The sequence below is a fragment of the Sinorhizobium kostiense genome (assembly GCF_017874595.1).
GTDB lineage: Bacteria > Pseudomonadota > Alphaproteobacteria > Rhizobiales > Rhizobiaceae > Sinorhizobium > Sinorhizobium kostiense.
This window is the reverse complement of sequence record NZ_JAGILA010000002.1, coordinates 1,265,844-1,283,598: the sequence shown is the minus strand read 5'-3', so window position 1 is coordinate 1,283,598 and position 17,755 is coordinate 1,265,844. Positions and strand designations below refer to the sequence as shown.

General features: G+C 62.6%; 10 protein-coding genes. 3 read left to right on the top strand and 7 right to left on the bottom strand.

Annotated elements, in window-relative coordinates:
- Positions 1–86 precede the first annotated feature (86 nt).
- The 5 genes from dnaK to J2Z31_RS12475 form a co-directional block, all read right to left on the bottom strand.
- Entirely contained in the window at positions 87–2,012 is a 1,926-nt protein-coding gene (dnaK, locus tag J2Z31_RS12495; RefSeq protein ID WP_209602195.1) for a molecular chaperone DnaK, read from the bottom strand.
- 251 nt (positions 2,013–2,263) lie between these two features.
- Entirely contained in the window at positions 2,264–4,462 is a 2,199-nt protein-coding gene (locus J2Z31_RS12490) for a transglycosylase domain-containing protein (protein WP_209602194.1), read from the bottom strand.
- 634 nt (positions 4,463–5,096) lie between these two features.
- On the bottom strand, positions 5,097–6,044 hold the full coding sequence (locus J2Z31_RS12485) for a lysylphosphatidylglycerol synthase transmembrane domain-containing protein (RefSeq protein ID WP_209602193.1): 948 nt from the start codon (positions 6,042–6,044) through the stop codon (positions 5,097–5,099).
- Positions 6,045–6,420: 376 nt separating this feature from the next.
- Positions 6,421–7,812, bottom strand: coding sequence for a M20/M25/M40 family metallo-hydrolase (locus J2Z31_RS12480; RefSeq protein WP_209602192.1), 1,392 nt, complete (start codon positions 7,810–7,812; stop codon positions 6,421–6,423).
- 108 nt (positions 7,813–7,920) lie between these two features.
- A complete protein-coding gene (locus J2Z31_RS12475; protein ID WP_209602191.1) occupies positions 7,921–8,361 on the bottom strand; it encodes a MarR family winged helix-turn-helix transcriptional regulator in 441 nt (146 codons plus the stop codon).
- Between the two features lie 456 nt (positions 8,362–8,817).
- Between J2Z31_RS12475 and polA the strand changes: the two genes are divergently transcribed.
- Positions 8,818–11,832: a DNA polymerase I gene (polA, locus tag J2Z31_RS12470; protein WP_209602190.1), complete on the top strand. Its 3,015-nt coding sequence runs from the start codon at positions 8,818–8,820 to the stop codon at positions 11,830–11,832.
- Between the two features lie 33 nt (positions 11,833–11,865).
- On the opposite strand, the gene J2Z31_RS12465 is transcribed toward polA, so the two are convergent.
- Positions 11,866–12,879 (bottom strand): chemotaxis protein CheB, encoded by a 1,014-nt coding sequence (locus J2Z31_RS12465; protein ID WP_209602189.1) that lies wholly within the window; start codon positions 12,877–12,879, stop codon positions 11,866–11,868.
- Positions 12,880–13,161: 282 nt separating this feature from the next.
- Here J2Z31_RS12465 and J2Z31_RS12460 point away from each other — a divergent pair, with 282 nt between their 5' ends.
- Entirely contained in the window at positions 13,162–16,647 is a 3,486-nt protein-coding gene (locus tag J2Z31_RS12460) for a chemotaxis protein CheB (RefSeq protein WP_209602188.1), read from the top strand.
- Complete coding sequence (locus J2Z31_RS12455) at positions 16,631–17,017, top strand: response regulator (protein WP_209602187.1); 387 nt, start codon at positions 16,631–16,633, stop codon at positions 17,015–17,017. Before J2Z31_RS12460 ends, J2Z31_RS12455 begins: the two co-directional genes overlap by 17 nt.
- Before the next feature lie 36 nt (positions 17,018–17,053).
- Here J2Z31_RS12455 and J2Z31_RS12450 read toward each other — a convergent pair whose 3' ends face one another.
- The gene (locus J2Z31_RS12450; RefSeq protein WP_209602186.1) at positions 17,054–17,671 is read right to left on the bottom strand and encodes a TetR family transcriptional regulator; all 618 of its coding nucleotides are present in this window, start codon (positions 17,669–17,671) and stop codon (positions 17,054–17,056) included.
- Positions 17,672–17,755 lie beyond the last annotated feature (84 nt).

Here is a 17,755-nt window from a genome sequence, read left to right as displayed (position 1 = left end):
GACGGCCCTGGTGAATCGGCCTCAGCTGCTTCGGGCAAGATAAAAGCCCGGGATCGCTCCCGGGCTCTGTTTGCGACAGGACCGCCTTATGCGGACCGCTTGCGGTCGTCCTCGTCCTTGACCTCTTCGTAGTCGGCGTCGACCACATCCTCGCCGTCGCGCTTGGCGTCGGCAGCCGCATCTGCATGCGCGGCCTCGGCCTGCTGGGCCTCATAGATCGCCTGGCCGAGCTTCATGGAGACTTCCATGAGCGTGTTGCTCTTGGCCTTGATGTCCTCGGCGTCGGGCTCGGACGCCTCGACCGCCGACTTGAGCGCCGCGATCGCGTCCTCGATCGCCTTGCGATCGGTCTCCGAGACCTTGTCGCCATAGTCCTTCAGCGACTTCTCCGAGGAGTGGATGAGGCTTTCGGCCTGGTTCTTGGCCTCGACTGCTTCACGGCGCTTCTTGTCGGCTTCGGCATTCGCCTCGGCGTCCTTGACCATCTTCTCGATCTCGGCGTCGGACAGTCCACCGGACGCCTGGATGCGGATCTGGTGCTCCTTGCCAGTGCCCTTGTCTTTCGCGGACACCTGAACGATGCCGTTCGCGTCGATGTCGAAGGTCACCTCGATCTGCGGCACGCCGCGCGGCGCCGGCGGAATGCCGACGAGGTCGAACTGGCCGAGCAGCTTGTTGTCGGCGGCCATTTCGCGCTCTCCCTGGGAGACGCGAATCGTCACCGCGGACTGGTTGTCATCGGCGGTCGAGAAAACCTGGCTCTTCTTCGTCGGGATCGTCGTGTTGCGCTCGATCAGGCGAGTGAAGACGCCGCCGAGCGTTTCGATGCCGAGCGACAGCGGCGTGACGTCGAGCAGCAGAACGTCCTTGACGTCGCCCTGCAACACGCCGGCCTGGATCGCCGCGCCCATGGCAACCACTTCATCCGGGTTGACGCCCTTGTGGGGCTCCTTGCCGAAGAGCTGCTTGACCGTCTCCTGGACCTTCGGCATGCGGGTCATGCCGCCGACGAGAACGACTTCGTCGATCTCGGCAGCCGAGACGCCGGCGTCCTTGAGCGCGGCCTTGCACGGGGCAATGGTCTTCTGGATGAGGTCCTCGACAAGGCTCTCGAACTTGGCGCGCGACAGCTTCATCGTCAGGTGCTTCGGACCGGACGCGTCGGCCGTGATGAACGGCAGGTTGATCTCGGTCTGCTGCGAGGACGACAGCTCGATCTTCGCCTTCTCGGCAGCTTCCTTCAGACGCTGCAGCGCGAGCTTGTCATTCCTGAGGTCGATACCCTGCTCCTTCTTGAACTCGGCTGCGAGATATTCGACGAGGCGCATGTCGAAGTCTTCACCGCCGAGGAAGGTATCGCCGTTGGTGGACTTGACCTCGAAGACGCCGTCGCCGATTTCGAGGACCGAGATGTCGAAGGTGCCGCCGCCGAGGTCGTAGACCGCGATCGTCTTGCCTTCCTTCTTGTCGAGGCCGTAGGCGAGGGCGGCCGCGGTCGGCTCGTTGATGATGCGCAGCACTTCGAGACCGGCGATCTTGCCGGCGTCCTTGGTGGCCTGGCGCTGGGCGTCGTTGAAGTAGGCCGGAACGGTGATGACGGCCTTTTCCACCTTTTCACCAAGGTAGGACTCGGCGGTTTCCTTCATCTTCTGAAGGATCATGGCGGAAATCTGCGACGGGGAGTACTGCTTGCCGTGCGCCTCGACCCATGCGTCGCCATTGTCCGCACGAGTAATCTTGTAGGGGACCATCCCCTTGTCCTTCTGGGTCGTCGGATCCTCGAAGGTGCGCCCGATCAGGCGCTTGATCGCGAAAAGGGTGTTTTCCGGGTTGGTGACTGCCTGGCGCTTGGCCGGCTGGCCGACGAGGCGTTCGCCGTCGTCGGTGAAGGCCACCATAGAAGGGGTGGTACGCGCGCCTTCCGCGTTTTCGATCACCTTCGCGTCCTTGCCATCCATGACGGCGACGCAGGAGTTCGTCGTTCCGAGGTCGATACCAATAACTCTAGCCATGTCGTTCTCTCCTTGCAGCGGACTGTCGGAACCCCGGTCAGGCATTCATGGGACAGCCCCTAACGGGATGGTCATTCAAAGTCAGCGCAGCCGCGGCTGCGTCGATGCGGCGTATATAAGGACCGGCGTTTCGGACTGCAAGGCATTCTGCGGGGCGAGCAGCGGCAAATGCAAGCCACCTTCGGCACTCTGGCAAACGTCGTTTCGCCACCGCAATTCTCCTCCCGCGCAAGTGGGGGACAATCGCCGGTTCAACCACCGGTCAAAAGCTCGAACAGCGTGGTGCGGCGGGTCGCCCCGCTCGCCTCGCCGACGGCGGCCGGCGGCACCGGACTTCCCCCTGTCGGCTCCCCTGCCGGGCGGGGCTGGTCGGCTGCGACCGCTCCGGCGGCGAGCGGCGGTTCGGGGAAGCCCTCCGGATCGCCCCCTGGAATGCCGTCGGGGCCGCCAGCTACGCCATCGACGCCCTCGAAGACCGGCTCAACGCCCGTCGTGCCGAAAAGCGGCGAAGGCGAGAGCCCCTCATGTGCGGCGACCATGAAATCGTGCCAGGCCTTCGCGGGCAGTCCGCCGCCCGTCACCTTCTTCATCGATTTGCCGTCGTCATTGCCGAACCAAACGCCGGTCGTCAGGTTCGAGGTATAGCCGACGAAAAGCGCGTCGCGGAAGGATTGCGTCGTGCCGGTCTTGCCGGCCGCCTCCCAATCCGGAAGCTGCGCCTTCTTGCCTGTACCATTCGTCAGCACGCCCACCATCATCCGGTTCATCTCGCTGACGATCGCCGGGTCGAGGACGCGCGGCGGATTGTCATAGGTGTTCTCGTAAAGCACCGTGCCGTCGGCGGTCGAGATGCGGCGGATCACATGCGGTGTCGCCTTGAAGCCGCCATTCATGAAGGGCGCATAGGCGGAGGTGAGCTCGACCAGGCTCACTTCCGACGTTCCGAGCGCGATCGAGGCATTCGCCTGCAGCTCGGAATCGATCCCAAGGCGATGCGCGAGCTTGACCACGTTTTGCGGGCCGACTTCCATCACCAGCTGGGCCGCAATCGTGTTCAGCGAGTTGGCGAGCGCATCGGAGAGCGTCACCTCGCCGCGATATTTCTGGTCGTAGTTCTCCGGCGTCCAGTTTCCGATACGGACCGGCGCATCGTTGCGAACGGACATCGGCGTGCGGCCGATTTCGAGCGCGGCGGCATAGACGAAGGGCTTGAAGGCGGAACCCGGCTGGCGCCTCGCCCTGGAGGCGCGATCGAATTGGCTGTCGGCATAGTCCCTGCCGCCGACGAGCGCCCGGATCGCACCGGTGCCATCGATGGAGACGAGGGCCGCCTGCGAGGCGTTGAGATTGCCGCCCTCCTCTTCGAGCATCTCGGCGATCACCTCCTCGGCCTGCTTTTCCAGGGCCAGGTCGATGGTCGTGTCGACGATCAGGTCCTGATTGACTTCGCCGATCATGCCGGGAAGCTGGTCCATCACCATGTCGGCGACGTAATACTCCGCCCCCGACCAGAAGCTTTTCGCCCGGGTTGGCGTCTGCGACATCGCCGTCTTGATCTCGGTATCGGTGACGTAGCCTTCCTCGCGCATCGCTCCGAGTACCACCTGCGCCCGCTCCTCTGCCGCCTCCGGGTCACGCGCCGGCGAAAGCCGCGAAGGCGCCTTGAGGAGGCCGGCAAGCAGCGCCGCCTCTCCGAGATTGACGTCCCGTGCCGACTTGTTGAAGTAGCGTCGCGACGCCGCCTCGACGCCATAGGCGTTCGAGCCGAAGAAGACGCGGTTGAGATACATCGCGAGGATCTGGTCTTTCGTGTATTTCTGCTCGAGCCAGAAGGCGAGCAGTACCTCCTGTACCTTTCGCTCGAGCGTGCGCTCCGGCGAAAGGAACAGGTTCTTGGCGAGTTGCTGCGTCAGCGTCGAGCCGCCCTGCACCATGCGGCCGCTCATGAGGTTCGTCAGCATGGCGCGCGCAAGCCCGACGGGATCGACGCCGAAATGCGAATAGAAGCGCCGGTCCTCGATGGCGATCACCGCCTGCGGGATGTAGGGGGACATGTCTTCGAGCGCGAGCGCCTCACCGCCGGTCGCGCCGCGATTGGCGATGATGTCGCCATTGACCGCAAGGATCTTGACGTTCGGCGGGCGCTCCGGGATCGACCAGCTCGTTGCGCTCGGCATGCGTGCTCCGTAATAGAGCACCAGTCCGCCGACCCCGATCGCACCCCAGATGCCAAGGACGATGCACCAGTAGAAAAGACGGCGCATTAGCGTGAAAAGGCCGCCACCGTTGCGACCGGACCGGGGCCGCGTCTTCCGTCGCTTCTTTTGCGGCGAGCGGGTGCGCTTCGGCCCGTTGCCGCCCATACGGTCGCTTGGGTCGACGCGCAAATCGCCATCATCGTCGCCGCCGAAGGAAGGTTCGACCCGTTGCCCTGATCTTCTGTTCGCCATATCGGAAGGAACGTCTCCTGGGCCACGATGATCGCGTGTGCAAAGAGAGCCGACGCCATCGATTCTGATAGGTTGGAGGCGGAATGCTCGCAGAACTGCGCCATCCTGATCCCGCTCCGGCCGCCGCGCCGACTCGTTCCCGCCTGCTCGCGCCGATCCGGTGAACTCTAAATACGGCAATTTAAGGGGGAGTTAAGAACCGGCCTGTGAAAGCCCCGTGCCTTCAAGATGTTGCGTCCTCCGTCTCGCCTTTCGACGAACAGCAAGAAGCGAATTGCCAAAGGACAGCGGCCCGCATGAGGGAACCAACCAGGCGTCGCGGAGTTGATGAGGCGTTCCGATTTGCGTCCGGTGCAATGCTGCGATGCAACATTGGCACTAATTAAATCAGGTGGAATGATTTACATTCCTGCTTGTCGAAGCGCTGCACCTCCTCCCGCGGCGCTCGATAATCGGTCGGTTCACTCCTCCTCCCAGGAACCGGCCCAGTTTAAAGACCCCGATGCCACCTCCTCCCGGCTCGGGGTCTTTTTTGTGCCAAGGCTCCGGTCGTGCCCTTGATTGAAGAACCGGCCACGTCCTGACCGGATCGGCCGCACGCCAAAGTAGCGGCTTCTTCCGTTGGTCACCGTGTCTACGACCCTAGCTCGTTCCTTTGTTCCTGGAACCGCGAGTGCTCGAAGATGAAGATGACGACGAGGGCCATCGCGAAGGGGATGACAAGGTAGAGGAGCCGAAAGATCGCAAGCGCAGCAAGGACGTCGGCCGGATCCATTTCCGGCAGCGCGGCGATAAAGACGAGCTCGAGGACGCCGAGGCCACCCGGTGCATGCGAGAGCAGCGCGGCGGAGAAGGAGGCAAGAAAGATCCCGAGGATGACGACATATCCGGGATTGCCGACTTCAGGCAGCGCGAAATAGATGATGCCGGCGGCTCCGAGCAGTTCGAGGGGCGCGATGATCAACTGCCTGACGACGATACGCGGCCTCGGATAGTAGAGCTGGAACCACCGCGTGCGCAGCGGCCGGAGTCCGACCATGCTTCCAAGCACGTAAAGGCCGATCAGTGCCAGGATGAGGACGCCGGTCGTCAGCGACATTTCGAGCGGCAGGAACTCCGCAAAGCGCTCGATGATGTCAGGTTTCAACAGGAGCACCACAGCGGACAGCATCAGCGTGCCGAGGGTGAAAGTGAAAGAGCAGAAGGCGACGAGCACGCCGACCTCGCCCGGGGTCAGGCCCTTCGATCGATAGGCGCGATAGCGCACCACCGCCCCGGAAAATACCGAGGCGCCGAGATTGTGTGACAATGCATAAGTTGTGAACGAACAGATCGTAATGAACCAGAGAGAGATGCGGTGGCCGAGATGGTCGAGCGCCAGTCGGTCGTAAGCGGCAAGGGCCGCATAGGCGACCAATGTCGATCCGATGGCAAGCAGCCAGCTTTCCAAGGAAATCGCCTGGAAGCTCGCGACGAATTCGTCGAGAGAAAGGCCGCGCAATTCGTGATAGAGCGCGTTTACCGACAAAAGAATCGCCGCCAGCCCGATCACGGGCCAGAAATATCTGCTTGCCCGTTTCATACCGGCTTCTGGGGATCGGCTAGAGCGAGAGAAGCCCATGGCAGGGCGCGACAGGAATCATCATTGCCGTACCGCGCACCGAAGGGATCGCGCCCAAGGCGCGCAGTCTCGGTCTTTACCCTTGCCAATAGCCCACTTCCCATTTGTCCTGTGTTTTAGAAAAGGGAAGCATCCTGGGGCCGGCAGGTCAAGCAGCGATGCGTGATATCGCGTGATCACGGCAATCTCGAAGCCGTATGGCGGAGCATGGCTACAGCGCCGCGCGTCTTATCGGACGGGCAAAGCTCGCTGTAGCACTTTCAACCGCTGCATGTCTTTGTCCTGAAATCGAAGTCGATCCAACGAGACATGCGAGTGGCCACGACGCCGCACGGCCTCATGCGGCGAGCGCGTCGAGAATGCGGATCCAGGAGCGAATTCCCTTGTGGAAGGACGTGAGCTCGTATTTCTCGTTGGGCGAATGAATGCGGTCGTCGGCAAGTCCGAAGCCGACGAGCAACGATTCCATGCCAAGCATTTTCTGGAAGTCGCCGACGATCGGGATCGAACCGCCCATGCCGATGACAATGGCGGGCTTGGGCCATTCCTCCGACAGTGCGGCCTTGGCGGTGTTGAGGAGCGCCGAATCGTAGGGAAGCTGTATCGCCGGAGAACCGCCATGGGGGTGGAACTCGACCGAACAATCAGCCGGGATCCTGGCGCGGACGTAGGCGCGGAAGCTCTCCCGGATTTTCCCGGGATCCTGCCTGCCGACGAGACGAAATGAAACCTTGGCGGAGGCCTGGGACGCGATCACCGTCTTGAAACCTTCGCCCGTGTAGCCGCCGACGATGCCGTTGACCTCCGCCGTCGGCCGTGCCCAGGTCAGTTCGAGTACCGACCGGCCCTTTTCGCCCGAAGGGATCGAGAGGCCGACCTCTCCGAGGAATTTCTCCGCCGTTCTGTCGAGCTTGCTCCACATCGCCCTGATGTCGGAGGGGGTCTCCTCGACGCCGTCGTAGAAATTTTCGAGCGTCACGCGGCCGGTCCCGTCATGCAGGCCGGCGAGTATACCGGCCAGGATGTGGATCGGGTTTGCCGCCGCTCCGCCGTAAAGGCCGGAGTGCAGGTCGCGATCCGCCGCCTTGACAACCACCTCTTCCCCGACGAGACCGCGCAGGCCCGCGGAAATCGCCGGCGTCTCGCGGTCCCACATGCCTGTGTCGCAGATCAATGCGTAATCCGCCTTGAGCTCGGCGGCATTCGCCTCGAGAAAGGGTTTCAGCGAGGGAGAGCCGGATTCCTCTTCACCCTCGAAAAGAATGGTGATGCGGCACGGAAGCGATCCCTTCGTCTCCTTGTAGGCGCGCAGCGCCTCGACGAAGGTCATCAACTGTCCCTTGTCGTCGGAGGTTCCGCGGCCGGTGATCACCTTTTGCCCGGGCTCCACTTCCTTGAGTGCCGGCTCGAAAGGCGGCGCCTCCCACAGGTCCAGGGGGTCGACCGGCTGAACGTCGTAATGGCCGTAGAAGAGTAGATGCGGGGCGCTTGGGTTCGCGCCGGCATGATGGCCGACCACCATCGGATGTCCGGGTGTCTCCCGCAGCGAGGCATCGAAATCCAGCGCCCTCAATTCCGCTACCAGCCATTCGGCCGCCTTTCGGCATTCGGCCTTGAAGCCCGGGTCGGTGGAAATGGATTGAATGCGGACGAGGTCGAAGAGGCGATCGAGGCTTTGCGGTAGATTGGCGTCAGCGCGTTCGAGAACCGGAGTGATAACTGCCATCATGCGAATCCTTGCGTGGGTTTCGCGGGCGAACCTAGAGCCTAAAGCGTACCGCTTTAAGTAAAAACTTTTGATGCAACGATAAATTGTCGATGGCGGACGCGCTAATGCTCAAGCGCTGTTGCCGCGTGCAGAGTTGGCGAGGACCATGCGCATGTATTCGAGCATCAATTCCTTCTCGAAACGGCGGAAACCGGAAAGCAGCGATTGCTCCGCCGCGGCCGCCGCTTCCTTCGCCGCCGCCTCTATTTCGCGGCCGCGATCCGAGAGGAAGATCTGTTGCGAGCGCTTGTCGGTCGGATGCTTGCGGCGAAGGATAAGGCCGTCCCGCTCCATTCGGGCAAGCGTATTGGCGAGCGTCGCCTGCTCGACATCGAGGCGGTCGAGCAATTGTTTCTGCGTCAGCCCGTCCTCGGCCCAGAGTTCCAGCAGGATAGGAAACTGGCCGGGCGCGAAGCCGAGCTTCTGTCCTCGCTCCTGCAGGGCGCGCGAGAAGCTCTTTGCCAGCAGGCTGGCCAGGTAGGTCGCAGATTCCATACGATTGAAGGCCATGTCTATGCCTAGGCCGTAATCGGATCGATGACAAGTTACAAAGCAGGCACTGGGTTTCCTGGGAATTCACGATGGCTTGAGCCCGGCCGCTCGCCTGAAACAAAAGCGCCACGGTGCGGAGGCGGCACCGTGGCGGCTCTTTGAAAGCGGGACAAAGGCCCGGAGAGGGGGATGAGGCCTTTGTCCACATCTGGTGTGGGCGGGGGACAGGCCAATCACCAGACGACGGCATCGTTTTAGTGCCGCTCGACAAGATTTGAGGATTCAAATGTGGCTTTTCAAGGATTGTCCGACTGAATCGCGCATTACAAATGCGTAACGTTTCCGTGACAGGATCGACGGCCGTAAGTCGGGCATAACCACCGAGCTGCCAAGCGGAAAAATAGCAATGAGGGTCCGTATTTGCGAGCAAAACCGCAATGGACCTTTCTCTTCCCTCGCGCTATCCATGGCCGCATGAAAAACGGTGATCATCTCTTTCTCGTCGACGGCTCGGGCTTCATCTTCCGGGCGTTCCACGCCATCCCGCCGCTCAACCGAAAGTCGGACGGGCTGCCCGTCAATGCGGTGGCCGGTTTCTGCAACATGCTGTGGAAGCTCCTGACGGATGCGCGCGACACCTCTGTCGGCGTGACGCCGACGCATTTCGCGGTGATCTTCGACTATTCGTCGAAAACATTCCGCAACGGGCTCTATGACCAGTACAAGGCCAACCGCACGGCGCCGCCGGAGGACCTGATCCCGCAATTCGGCTTGATCCGCCACGCGACCCGCGCCTTCAACCTGCCCTGCATCGAGAAGGAAGGCTATGAGGCCGATGACCTGATCGCCACCTATGCGCGGCTGGCCGAAGAGGCGGGCGCCGACGTCACGATCATTTCATCGGACAAGGACCTCATGCAACTCGTGACACCGAGGGTCGCGATGTACGACAGCATGAAGGACAAGCAGATCACGATCGCCGAGGTGATCGAGAAATGGGGCGTGCCACCGGAGAAGATGATCGATCTCCAGGCGATGACGGGCGATTCGACCGATAATGTGCCGGGTATTCCAGGCATCGGCCCGAAGACTGCGGCGCAGCTTCTTGAGGAATTCGGCGACCTCGACACGCTGCTTGCGCGCGCCGGCGAGATCAAGCAGCAGAAGCGGCGCGAGTCGATCATCGCCAATGCGGATATGGCGCGCCTATCCCGCGAGTTGGTGAAGCTGGACAAGCATACGCCGCTCGATGTCCCACTGGAGGACTTGCGGCTCGATTCGCAGGACGGTCCGAAGCTGATTGCCTTCTTGAAGACGATGGAGTTCAACGCGTTGACCCGGCGCGTCGCTGCCGCGACCGACACCGATGCGGAAGCCATCGAACCGGCCCATGTGCCGATCGAATGGGGCGCCCAGGCGCACGGACCGGATCTCGATGTGGGCGAGGCGGCTGGCCCGCCGCCATCCCGACAATCCACGAGTGCCGTGCCGCCGCGCGGCGACGCCGCCAAGGCGGCAGTTCCCTTCCTCTCCCGCGGCCAGGAGATCGAAAGGGCCGAGGCGACACCGGCGGGACTGGCGGAGGCTCGTGCGGAGTACTTTGCGAAGGCGCCCTTCGACCATTCGACCTATGTGACGGTACGCGATATCGCCACCCTCGAACGCTGGATCGCCGACGCGCGCGATGCAGGGCTCGTCGGCTTCGATACGGAAACGACGTCGCTCGACCCGATGCGGGCGGAGCTCTGCGGCTTCTCACTGGCGATCGCCGATTATTCCTTCGACCCGCTGGGCGCCAGGATCAGGGCGGCCTATGTGCCGCTCACGCACAAGAACGGCGCCGGCGACCTGCTTGGCGGCGGCCTGTTGGAGAATCAGGTTCCGGCAGTTGAGGCATTGAGCCGGCTAAAGGTGCTGTTGGAGGACGCGTCGGTCCTGAAGGTCGCCCAGAACTTGAAATACGACTATCTCGTCATGAAGCGGCATGGGATCACCATACGGAGCTTCGACGACACGATGCTGATGTCCTATGTGATCGATGCCGGCAAAGGCGCGCACGGCATGGATCAGCTGTCAGAGCGTTGGCTCGGTCATGCGCCGATCGTCTACAAGGATATTGCCGGCAGCGGCAAGGCATCCGTCAGCTTCGATCTCGTCGATATCGACAAGGCGACCGCCTATGCCGCGGAGGAAGCGGAGGTGACGCTGCGGCTCTGGCACGTGCTGAAGCCGCGGCTTGCCGCCAAGGGCCTCACGCGCGTCTATGAGCGGCTTGAAAGGCCGTTGGTCGCGGTGCTTGCCCGGATGGAGGAGCGCGGCATCACGGTCGACCGGCAGATCCTCTCGCGCCTCTCAGGCGATCTGGCACAAGGGGCGGCCGCGCTCGAAGACGAGATTTATCGTCTCGCCGGCGAGACTTTCACCATCGGCTCGCCGAAGCAGCTTGGCGACATCCTGTTCGGAAAGATGGGTTTTCCGGGAGGCTCGAAGACGAAGACCGGTCAATGGTCGACCTCCGCTTCTGTGCTCGAGGACCTTGCCGCTGCGGGCCACGAGCTGCCGCGCAAGATTGTCGATTGGCGACAGCTGACCAAGCTCAAGTCCACCTACACGGACGCTTTGCCGGGTTTCGTGCATCCGGAAACCAAACGTGTCCACACCTGCTATGCACTCGCTGCGACGACGACGGGGCGGCTTTCGTCGTCGGAACCGAACCTGCAGAACATACCGGTCCGCACTGCCGAGGGCCGCAAGATCCGCACGGCCTTCGTCGCGACGCCCGGGCATAAGCTTGTCTCGGCGGACTACAGCCAGATCGAGCTTCGGGTGCTCGCGCACGTGGCTGACATCCCGCAACTGCGCCAGGCCTTCGCCGATGGCGTCGACATTCATGCGATGACCGCCTCCGAAATGTTCGGTGTTCCGGTCGAAGGCATGCCAAGCGAAATCCGTCGGCGCGCCAAGGCGATCAATTTCGGCATCGTCTACGGCATCTCCGCCTTCGGTCTTGCCAACCAGCTATCGATCGAGCGCTCGGAAGCCGGCGAATACATCAAGAGATATTTCGAGCGCTTTCCGGGAATTCGCGACTATATGGAGAACACCAAGGCCTTTGCCCGCGAGCACGGATATGTCGAGACGATCTTCGGTCGCCGTGCCCATTATCCGGATATCCGCTCCTCGAACCCGTCGATGCGCGCCTTCAACGAGCGTGCGGCAATCAATGCGCCCATCCAGGGATCGGCCGCCGATATCATCCGCCGGGCCATGGTCAAGATGGAACCGGCCCTTGAAAAGGCGAAGCTCTCAGCGCGCATGCTGCTCCAGGTGCACGACGAGCTGATCTTCGAGGTGGAAGACGGCGAGATCGACCGCGCCATTCCGGTGATCGTCTCCGAGATGGAACAGGCGGCGATGCCGGCGCTCGAGATGAAGGTGCCGCTGAAGGTCGACGCGCGCGCTGCGCACAATTGGGACGAGGCGCATTAGACCAAAACAGGCGGAATCCCAGCCGTTCTCCTCCTATTCCGTCGTCTTCAGCTTGCTGCCGATCGGGCTCGCATTCTTCTCGACGAGGCTTCGTCGTAGGACCTCGGCGTGTTCCCGGCCTTCATCGGCCCGCCGCCTGTTGGCGGCGGCAGCGGCATCCAGACCGTTGCGGCTTGCGTCCTCCGCCATCTTCTCGCTGAGCGTAACCCGTTCCTCGATGATCCGAAGCGCGATGCGTATGGCCTCGTCGACGGCATCCTCGCTGGTTTCCGCCAGGGTTGCGGAGGTGAATGCATGTCCGACCTGACAACGGAACCTGAGCGGCGGCGACCGTCTCACCTGCGAGAGGACGCCGCCACAGGAGGGGCATGACAATGTCGCCGGGTCGGCGATGGCGCTGATCGTCGGCGGGTCGACGCGGCGGCCGAGCGCGATATCGACCTCGAGGCGAACATCGTCGGGGACTGGAGCCGCCGGTCCTGCTTTTTCGCTGGCAAGCTTGGCAAGCAGCGAAGACAGGTCCGTAAGCGGAGCCCGGTAATCCACCTCGGCTGCCGAGAGTGCCCCGAGCGGCATGTCCGGAGCGACTGCGTCTGCCGGATTCTGGACCACGGTCACGCCGCCGCAACGTTTGAGATCGGTCAGCCCCGCGGCCCCGTCGTTCAACATTCCGGTAAGCACGAGGCCGATCGCTCCCGGGCCATAACTCATGCCGACGGAGCGAAAGAGCGGATCGATCGCCGGTCGAGCAAGATTCTCGCGCGGCCCGCGGCCCAATCGCACGACGCCGTCCGTGACGAGGAGATGGTGGTCTGCCGGCGCGACATAGGCGCGACCGGCTTTGACCTGCTCGCCGTCAGTCGCAGTGCTCACGGGAATTGCTGCGTGTTCGTTGAAAATTCCTGCTAGCAGGTCCTTGCCGCGAGCGCCGACATGGATGACGACAAAAATGGCGGCGTCGATGCCGGGAGGAAGATCGCGAAGCAGCTGCTTGACCGCGTCGACAGCGCCAAGCGACCCCCCAATGGCTATCACGTCGCGGCCCATCGCATTGCTCCATTTCACCTACAACGCGCCGTCGCTCCATTGGTTCGATGGCAATTTTTTCCTCCTGCGGTCCAAAGCTCGGCAGATGCACATGGGGAGCGCTGCATTTGACAGGAAGATTCTCCCATTTGCTCTGTGGCCGGCGGGCCTCGACTGCTATAACAAGCGTGCCAGGAAGTTCTGCCGGGTGTAGAATTGCCGCCTGCCCCGGACTGACGAAAATCTCGTCACGCGTACAGCGTTCGATGAAATACCGCCGGCGCGTTGCTGGGGAGGTGAAGCATGGAGCAGGAAGAGCATCCGCCGATAGTCGGTATCGGGGCTTCGGCAGGGAGCGTCCGGGCGCTCCAGACGTTCTTCGACGAGCTGCCCGACGATACGGGTGCCGCTTTCGTCGTGATCGTCCACCTCAGTCCCGACAACAGGAGCGAGCTTGGGAATATCCTGGCAACGCGCACGCGGATGCCGGTGAAACAGGTCGCCGACCAGGCACGTCTTGAAGGCAACCACGTCTATGTCATCGCGCCCAACCGACGGCTGAAGATTGCCGACGGCATGATCGCCGCGCTTCCATTCGAGGAAACGCAGGCGCATCGCGCGCCGATCGATCTCTTCTTCCGATCGCTAGCGGAGCAGGATGGCACCGCCTATGCCGTCATTCTCACCGGCGCCGGCTCGGACGGGGCGATCGGCGTCAGGGCGATCAAGGAGGCCGGCGGCATCGTGCTCGTCCAGGACCCGGATGAGGCGGAATATGCCTCGATGCCCCGCAATGCCATAGCTACCGAGGCCGCCGACTTCGTGCTACCGATCCGCGACATCCCCGATCGGCTGGGCGAACTGATTTCGAGCCGAGCAACTGCCGCATCCGCCCGTAATCTCTCCGGCGACGAGGACGTACTCGGCCGCATCCTCACCCACGTGCGCGTCAGGACCGGCCATGACTTCTCCCAGTACAAGCGCGGCACGATCTTGCGCCGCATCGGCCGGCGGGCGCAGGTGAGCAGGAAGGAAACGCTCGGGGAATATTACGCTTATCTCCGCGAGAACCCGGAGGAGGCCCAGGCGCTCCTCAGCGATTTCCTGATTTCCGTCACCACCTTCTTCCGCGATCCGGCTGCCTTCCAGTCGCTTGCCCAGAACGCAATTCCGCTTTTGTTCGAAGGAAAGAACGCCGACAGCAGCATCAGGGTCTGGGTTCCGGGCTGCGCCACGGGAGAGGAGACCTATACGATCGGCATTCTCTTGCTAGAGGAAGCCGCGCGGCGTGACCTGACGCCGGAAATACAGGTCTTCGGTTCCGATCTCGACTCGGCGGCTCTGTCGATCGCGCGGGAGGGGCGCTTCCCCGCGGCGATCGAAGCGGATCTCACGGAAGAGAGGCTGCGCCGGTTCTTCCAGCAGGAGGGCGAGCACTATCGCGTGCGGCGCGAGTTGCGCGACATCGTGCTCTTCGCCAGCCACAGCCTTCTGAGAGACCCGCCATTCTCGCATCTGGACATGATTTCCTGTCGCAACTTGCTGATCTACCTGGACCGGCAATTGCAGCAGCAGGTCTGCAACACCTTCCATTACGCGCTCAACCCCGGTGGTTTCCTTTTCCTCGGATCCTCCGAAAGCGCCGATCATCCCGCCGGCCTTTTCCGCACCGTCGACCGGGAAGCGCGCATTTACCGCTCGGTTGCGAGTGCCGGACGCCCGGCGCTGCCGGTGTTCCTTGGGCCACATCAACCGGCGGAGCGGGCGCCGCAGGTTCCCCGTCCGCCGTCGCCCGCCGGCAATGTCAGCGAAGCCACCCTGCATCGCCAGATGCTCGAGAGGGTCGCTCCGCCGAGCATGCTTGTGGACGAGGGTCACCGCGCCATCCATCTATCGGAAAATGCGGGGCGCTTTCTCCGGCCGTCCGGCGGTCCGGTCAGCACGGACGCGACGGATCTCGTGCGCGAGGAGTTTCGCTTCGATTTGCGCTCCGCGCTGCACCGCGCCTTCGAGCGCAACGAAGCGACTCTGACGATGCCCATCCTGGCGCAACTCGACGGCCAGCCGCACCGTGTCTACATCCAGGTGAAGCCGGTGACTGAGAGGGGCGACGCGGCGCCACATGCGCTCGTCCTATTCATTGAAGGCGAGCCGATCGACCAGCCGGGCGAGGCTCCTACGGAGACACCCGACGACCGCCCGGCGATGAGCCAGACGGTCCGGCAATTGCAGAAGGAACTGCAACTGGCACAGAGCCGGCTCCGGATGACGAGGGAGGAATCCGAGGCCGCCAACGAGGAATTGCGGGCCGCCAATGAAGAGCTCCAGTCGATGAACGAGGAGTATCGTTCGACGGCGGAGGAACTCGAGACAAGCAAGGAGGAACTGCAGTCGATCAATGAGGAACTGCAGACGGTCAATAATGAGCTGAAGCTGAAGCTCGAAAGCGTCTCGCGTGCCCATAGCGACCTGCAGAACCTGATGGCGGCGACCGATGTCGCGACGCTCTTCGTCAACCAGTCGCTGCGCATCAAGCGCTTCACGCCGCGCCTCATGGAAATATTCAATGTCACGATGAATGACGAAGGGCGGCCGATCACCGACTTCACCCATCAGCTCGACTATCAGAGTCTCGCCAATGATGCGCGCTCGGTGCTGAAGGATCTCACGCCCGTGGAGCACGAGGTCAGGAGCGGCAATGGCCGCTGGTATCTAGTGCGCATGCGGCCCTATCGGACGATCGACGACAAGATCGACGGCATCGTGGCGACCTTCGTCGACATCACGGAGCGCCGCCGCGCGGAGGAAAATGCGCGCGAGAGCAAGCAGCGCCTCGAACAGGAAATGCGGCTCGTCGAACTCTCCCGCTCGCCGATCTTCGTCTGGGATTTCGACGACGGCATCTCGCAGTGGAATCGCGGCAGCGAGGAGCTTTACGGCTATTCGCGCGAAGAGGTTCTCGGCAAACAGAAGGAAAGCTTGCTCAAGACGGTCGTGCCCGGCTCTTCCTTTGATGCCTTGCGGCAGACTCTCCTGGAAAAGGGGCATTGGAGCGGCGAATTGCGTCATACCACCAAGGAAGGTCGGGTGCTGACGGTGGAGAGCCAAATCGAGCTCCTGCCGCTCGGCGACCGGCGACTGGTTCTCGAAAGCACGCGCGACGTCACGGAACTCAGGCATTGGGAGCGCCGACGACAGCTGCTCCTCAGCGAACTGAGCCATCGGGTGAAGAATACGCTCGCCGTCGTCCAATCGCTCGCGCGGCAGACACTCAGAACCGCCGATTCAAACGAGGACTTCGTCGAACGCTTCGAAGGTCGCCTTTCAGCGCTGGCTGCCTCGCACAAGCTTCTCGTCGCGTCGGACTGGAGGGGCGCGGAGCTGGGGGCGCTGGCTCTCAGCCAGCTTGAGGCCTATGGAGGAACTGACCGGCAACGGCTGCGGATCGAGGGGGAGAACGTCGCGCTTCCGCCCGATATTGCGACGCCCTTTGGCCTCGTCCTTCACGAGCTTGCAACCAACGCCGCAAAATACGGCGCCTTCTCGACGGCGGACGGGCAGGTCATTCTCACCTGGAAACTTCGGAACAACGGACACCATCTGGTTGTTACCTGGAAAGAACGCGGCGGGCCGCCGGTTAAACCGCCGGAGAAACAGGGTTTCGGGGGGGTCCTGATCGAAAGGAGTTTGCCGGGAGGTGCGGTTCGCCGAGAATTTCGGCCGGACGGGATCGTCTGTACGATCGAAATCGAGCTTCCGGAGACGCCGCAGGATGATGCGGAGTATTGACGAGAATTATTCTCTGCGCGGTGCGCGGATCATGATCGTTGAAGACGAGCTCTTGATCGCGCTCGACATGGAATCAGCCTTCCGCGATGCCGGCGCCGAGATCGTCGGACCCTTCACGACAGTCGCGGCTGCCTTGGACGCTGCAGAAAGCGAGCCCGTTTCGCTCGCGGTCCTCGACGTCCGCCTTGGCCGGGGAACGACCGAGAAAGTGAGCGATAGGCTCGCCCAACGTGGCATTCCATTCTTGTTCTACAGCGGCCAGGCCCTGCCTCCAGGGATGCGGGAGAAGTGCAGCCGCGCCGTCTTCGTCGACAAGCCGGCAACGCAAGAGGAACTCGTCGGGGCGGCTGCGAGGGCTTTGGTCGCGTAGATCAGTCGCGCTTGGCTTACTCTTTCTTTCGCCTAGTTACGCCGGCGGTAGCCTGAAGCTCGAGAAGAGGCGCCGAAGCGTTTCGCGCCCCTCTGCCGCGAGATCGAAGCTGCGGCCGAATAGCAGCCAGTCGGTGCAAAGCCCCATCATCGTCCAGTGCAGCGTGCGAACGGCGGAGTCAGGCGTCCAGCGCTCCTCCAGTTGCCCCCGCTCGAGCGCCTGCGAAAACGCGAGTTCAAGCATGGCGTGATGGCGTTGGTCGATTTCCCTTTGCTTGGCAAGTACCGCCGACATGGCATTGTCGTAGTCGCAGCGCAGCATGATCGTCAGGATGCGCTGGCGTTGCCCGTCCTTGGCCAGGGCCTCGAGCCATTCGCCCGTCGCCTCTTCGACAACCGAGAGCGTGTCGAAATCCTCGCTCTCGATCTCGCGCGCGATCATGTCCTCATGCGGTAGCGGCACGGCTTCGTAGAGCGCCAGGAACAGATCCGTCTTGTTGGAGAAGTGCCAATAAATGGCTCCACGCGTGACGCCCGCTTCGCTTGCCACTTCCTCGAGCGTCGTGTCGGAAACGCCCTTCTCGTAGAACATGCGCTCGGCCGCATCCAGGATCTTCTTTCGTGTCGCTTCGGCCTCGGCCTTGGTTCGGCGCATGCCATTCTCCCTGAGATGCATCGGATTTAGCTGGCGAAGCTTGCCGCGCGCCTTTCACTCCCCCGTGCAAGTCGTTCGCGCAAA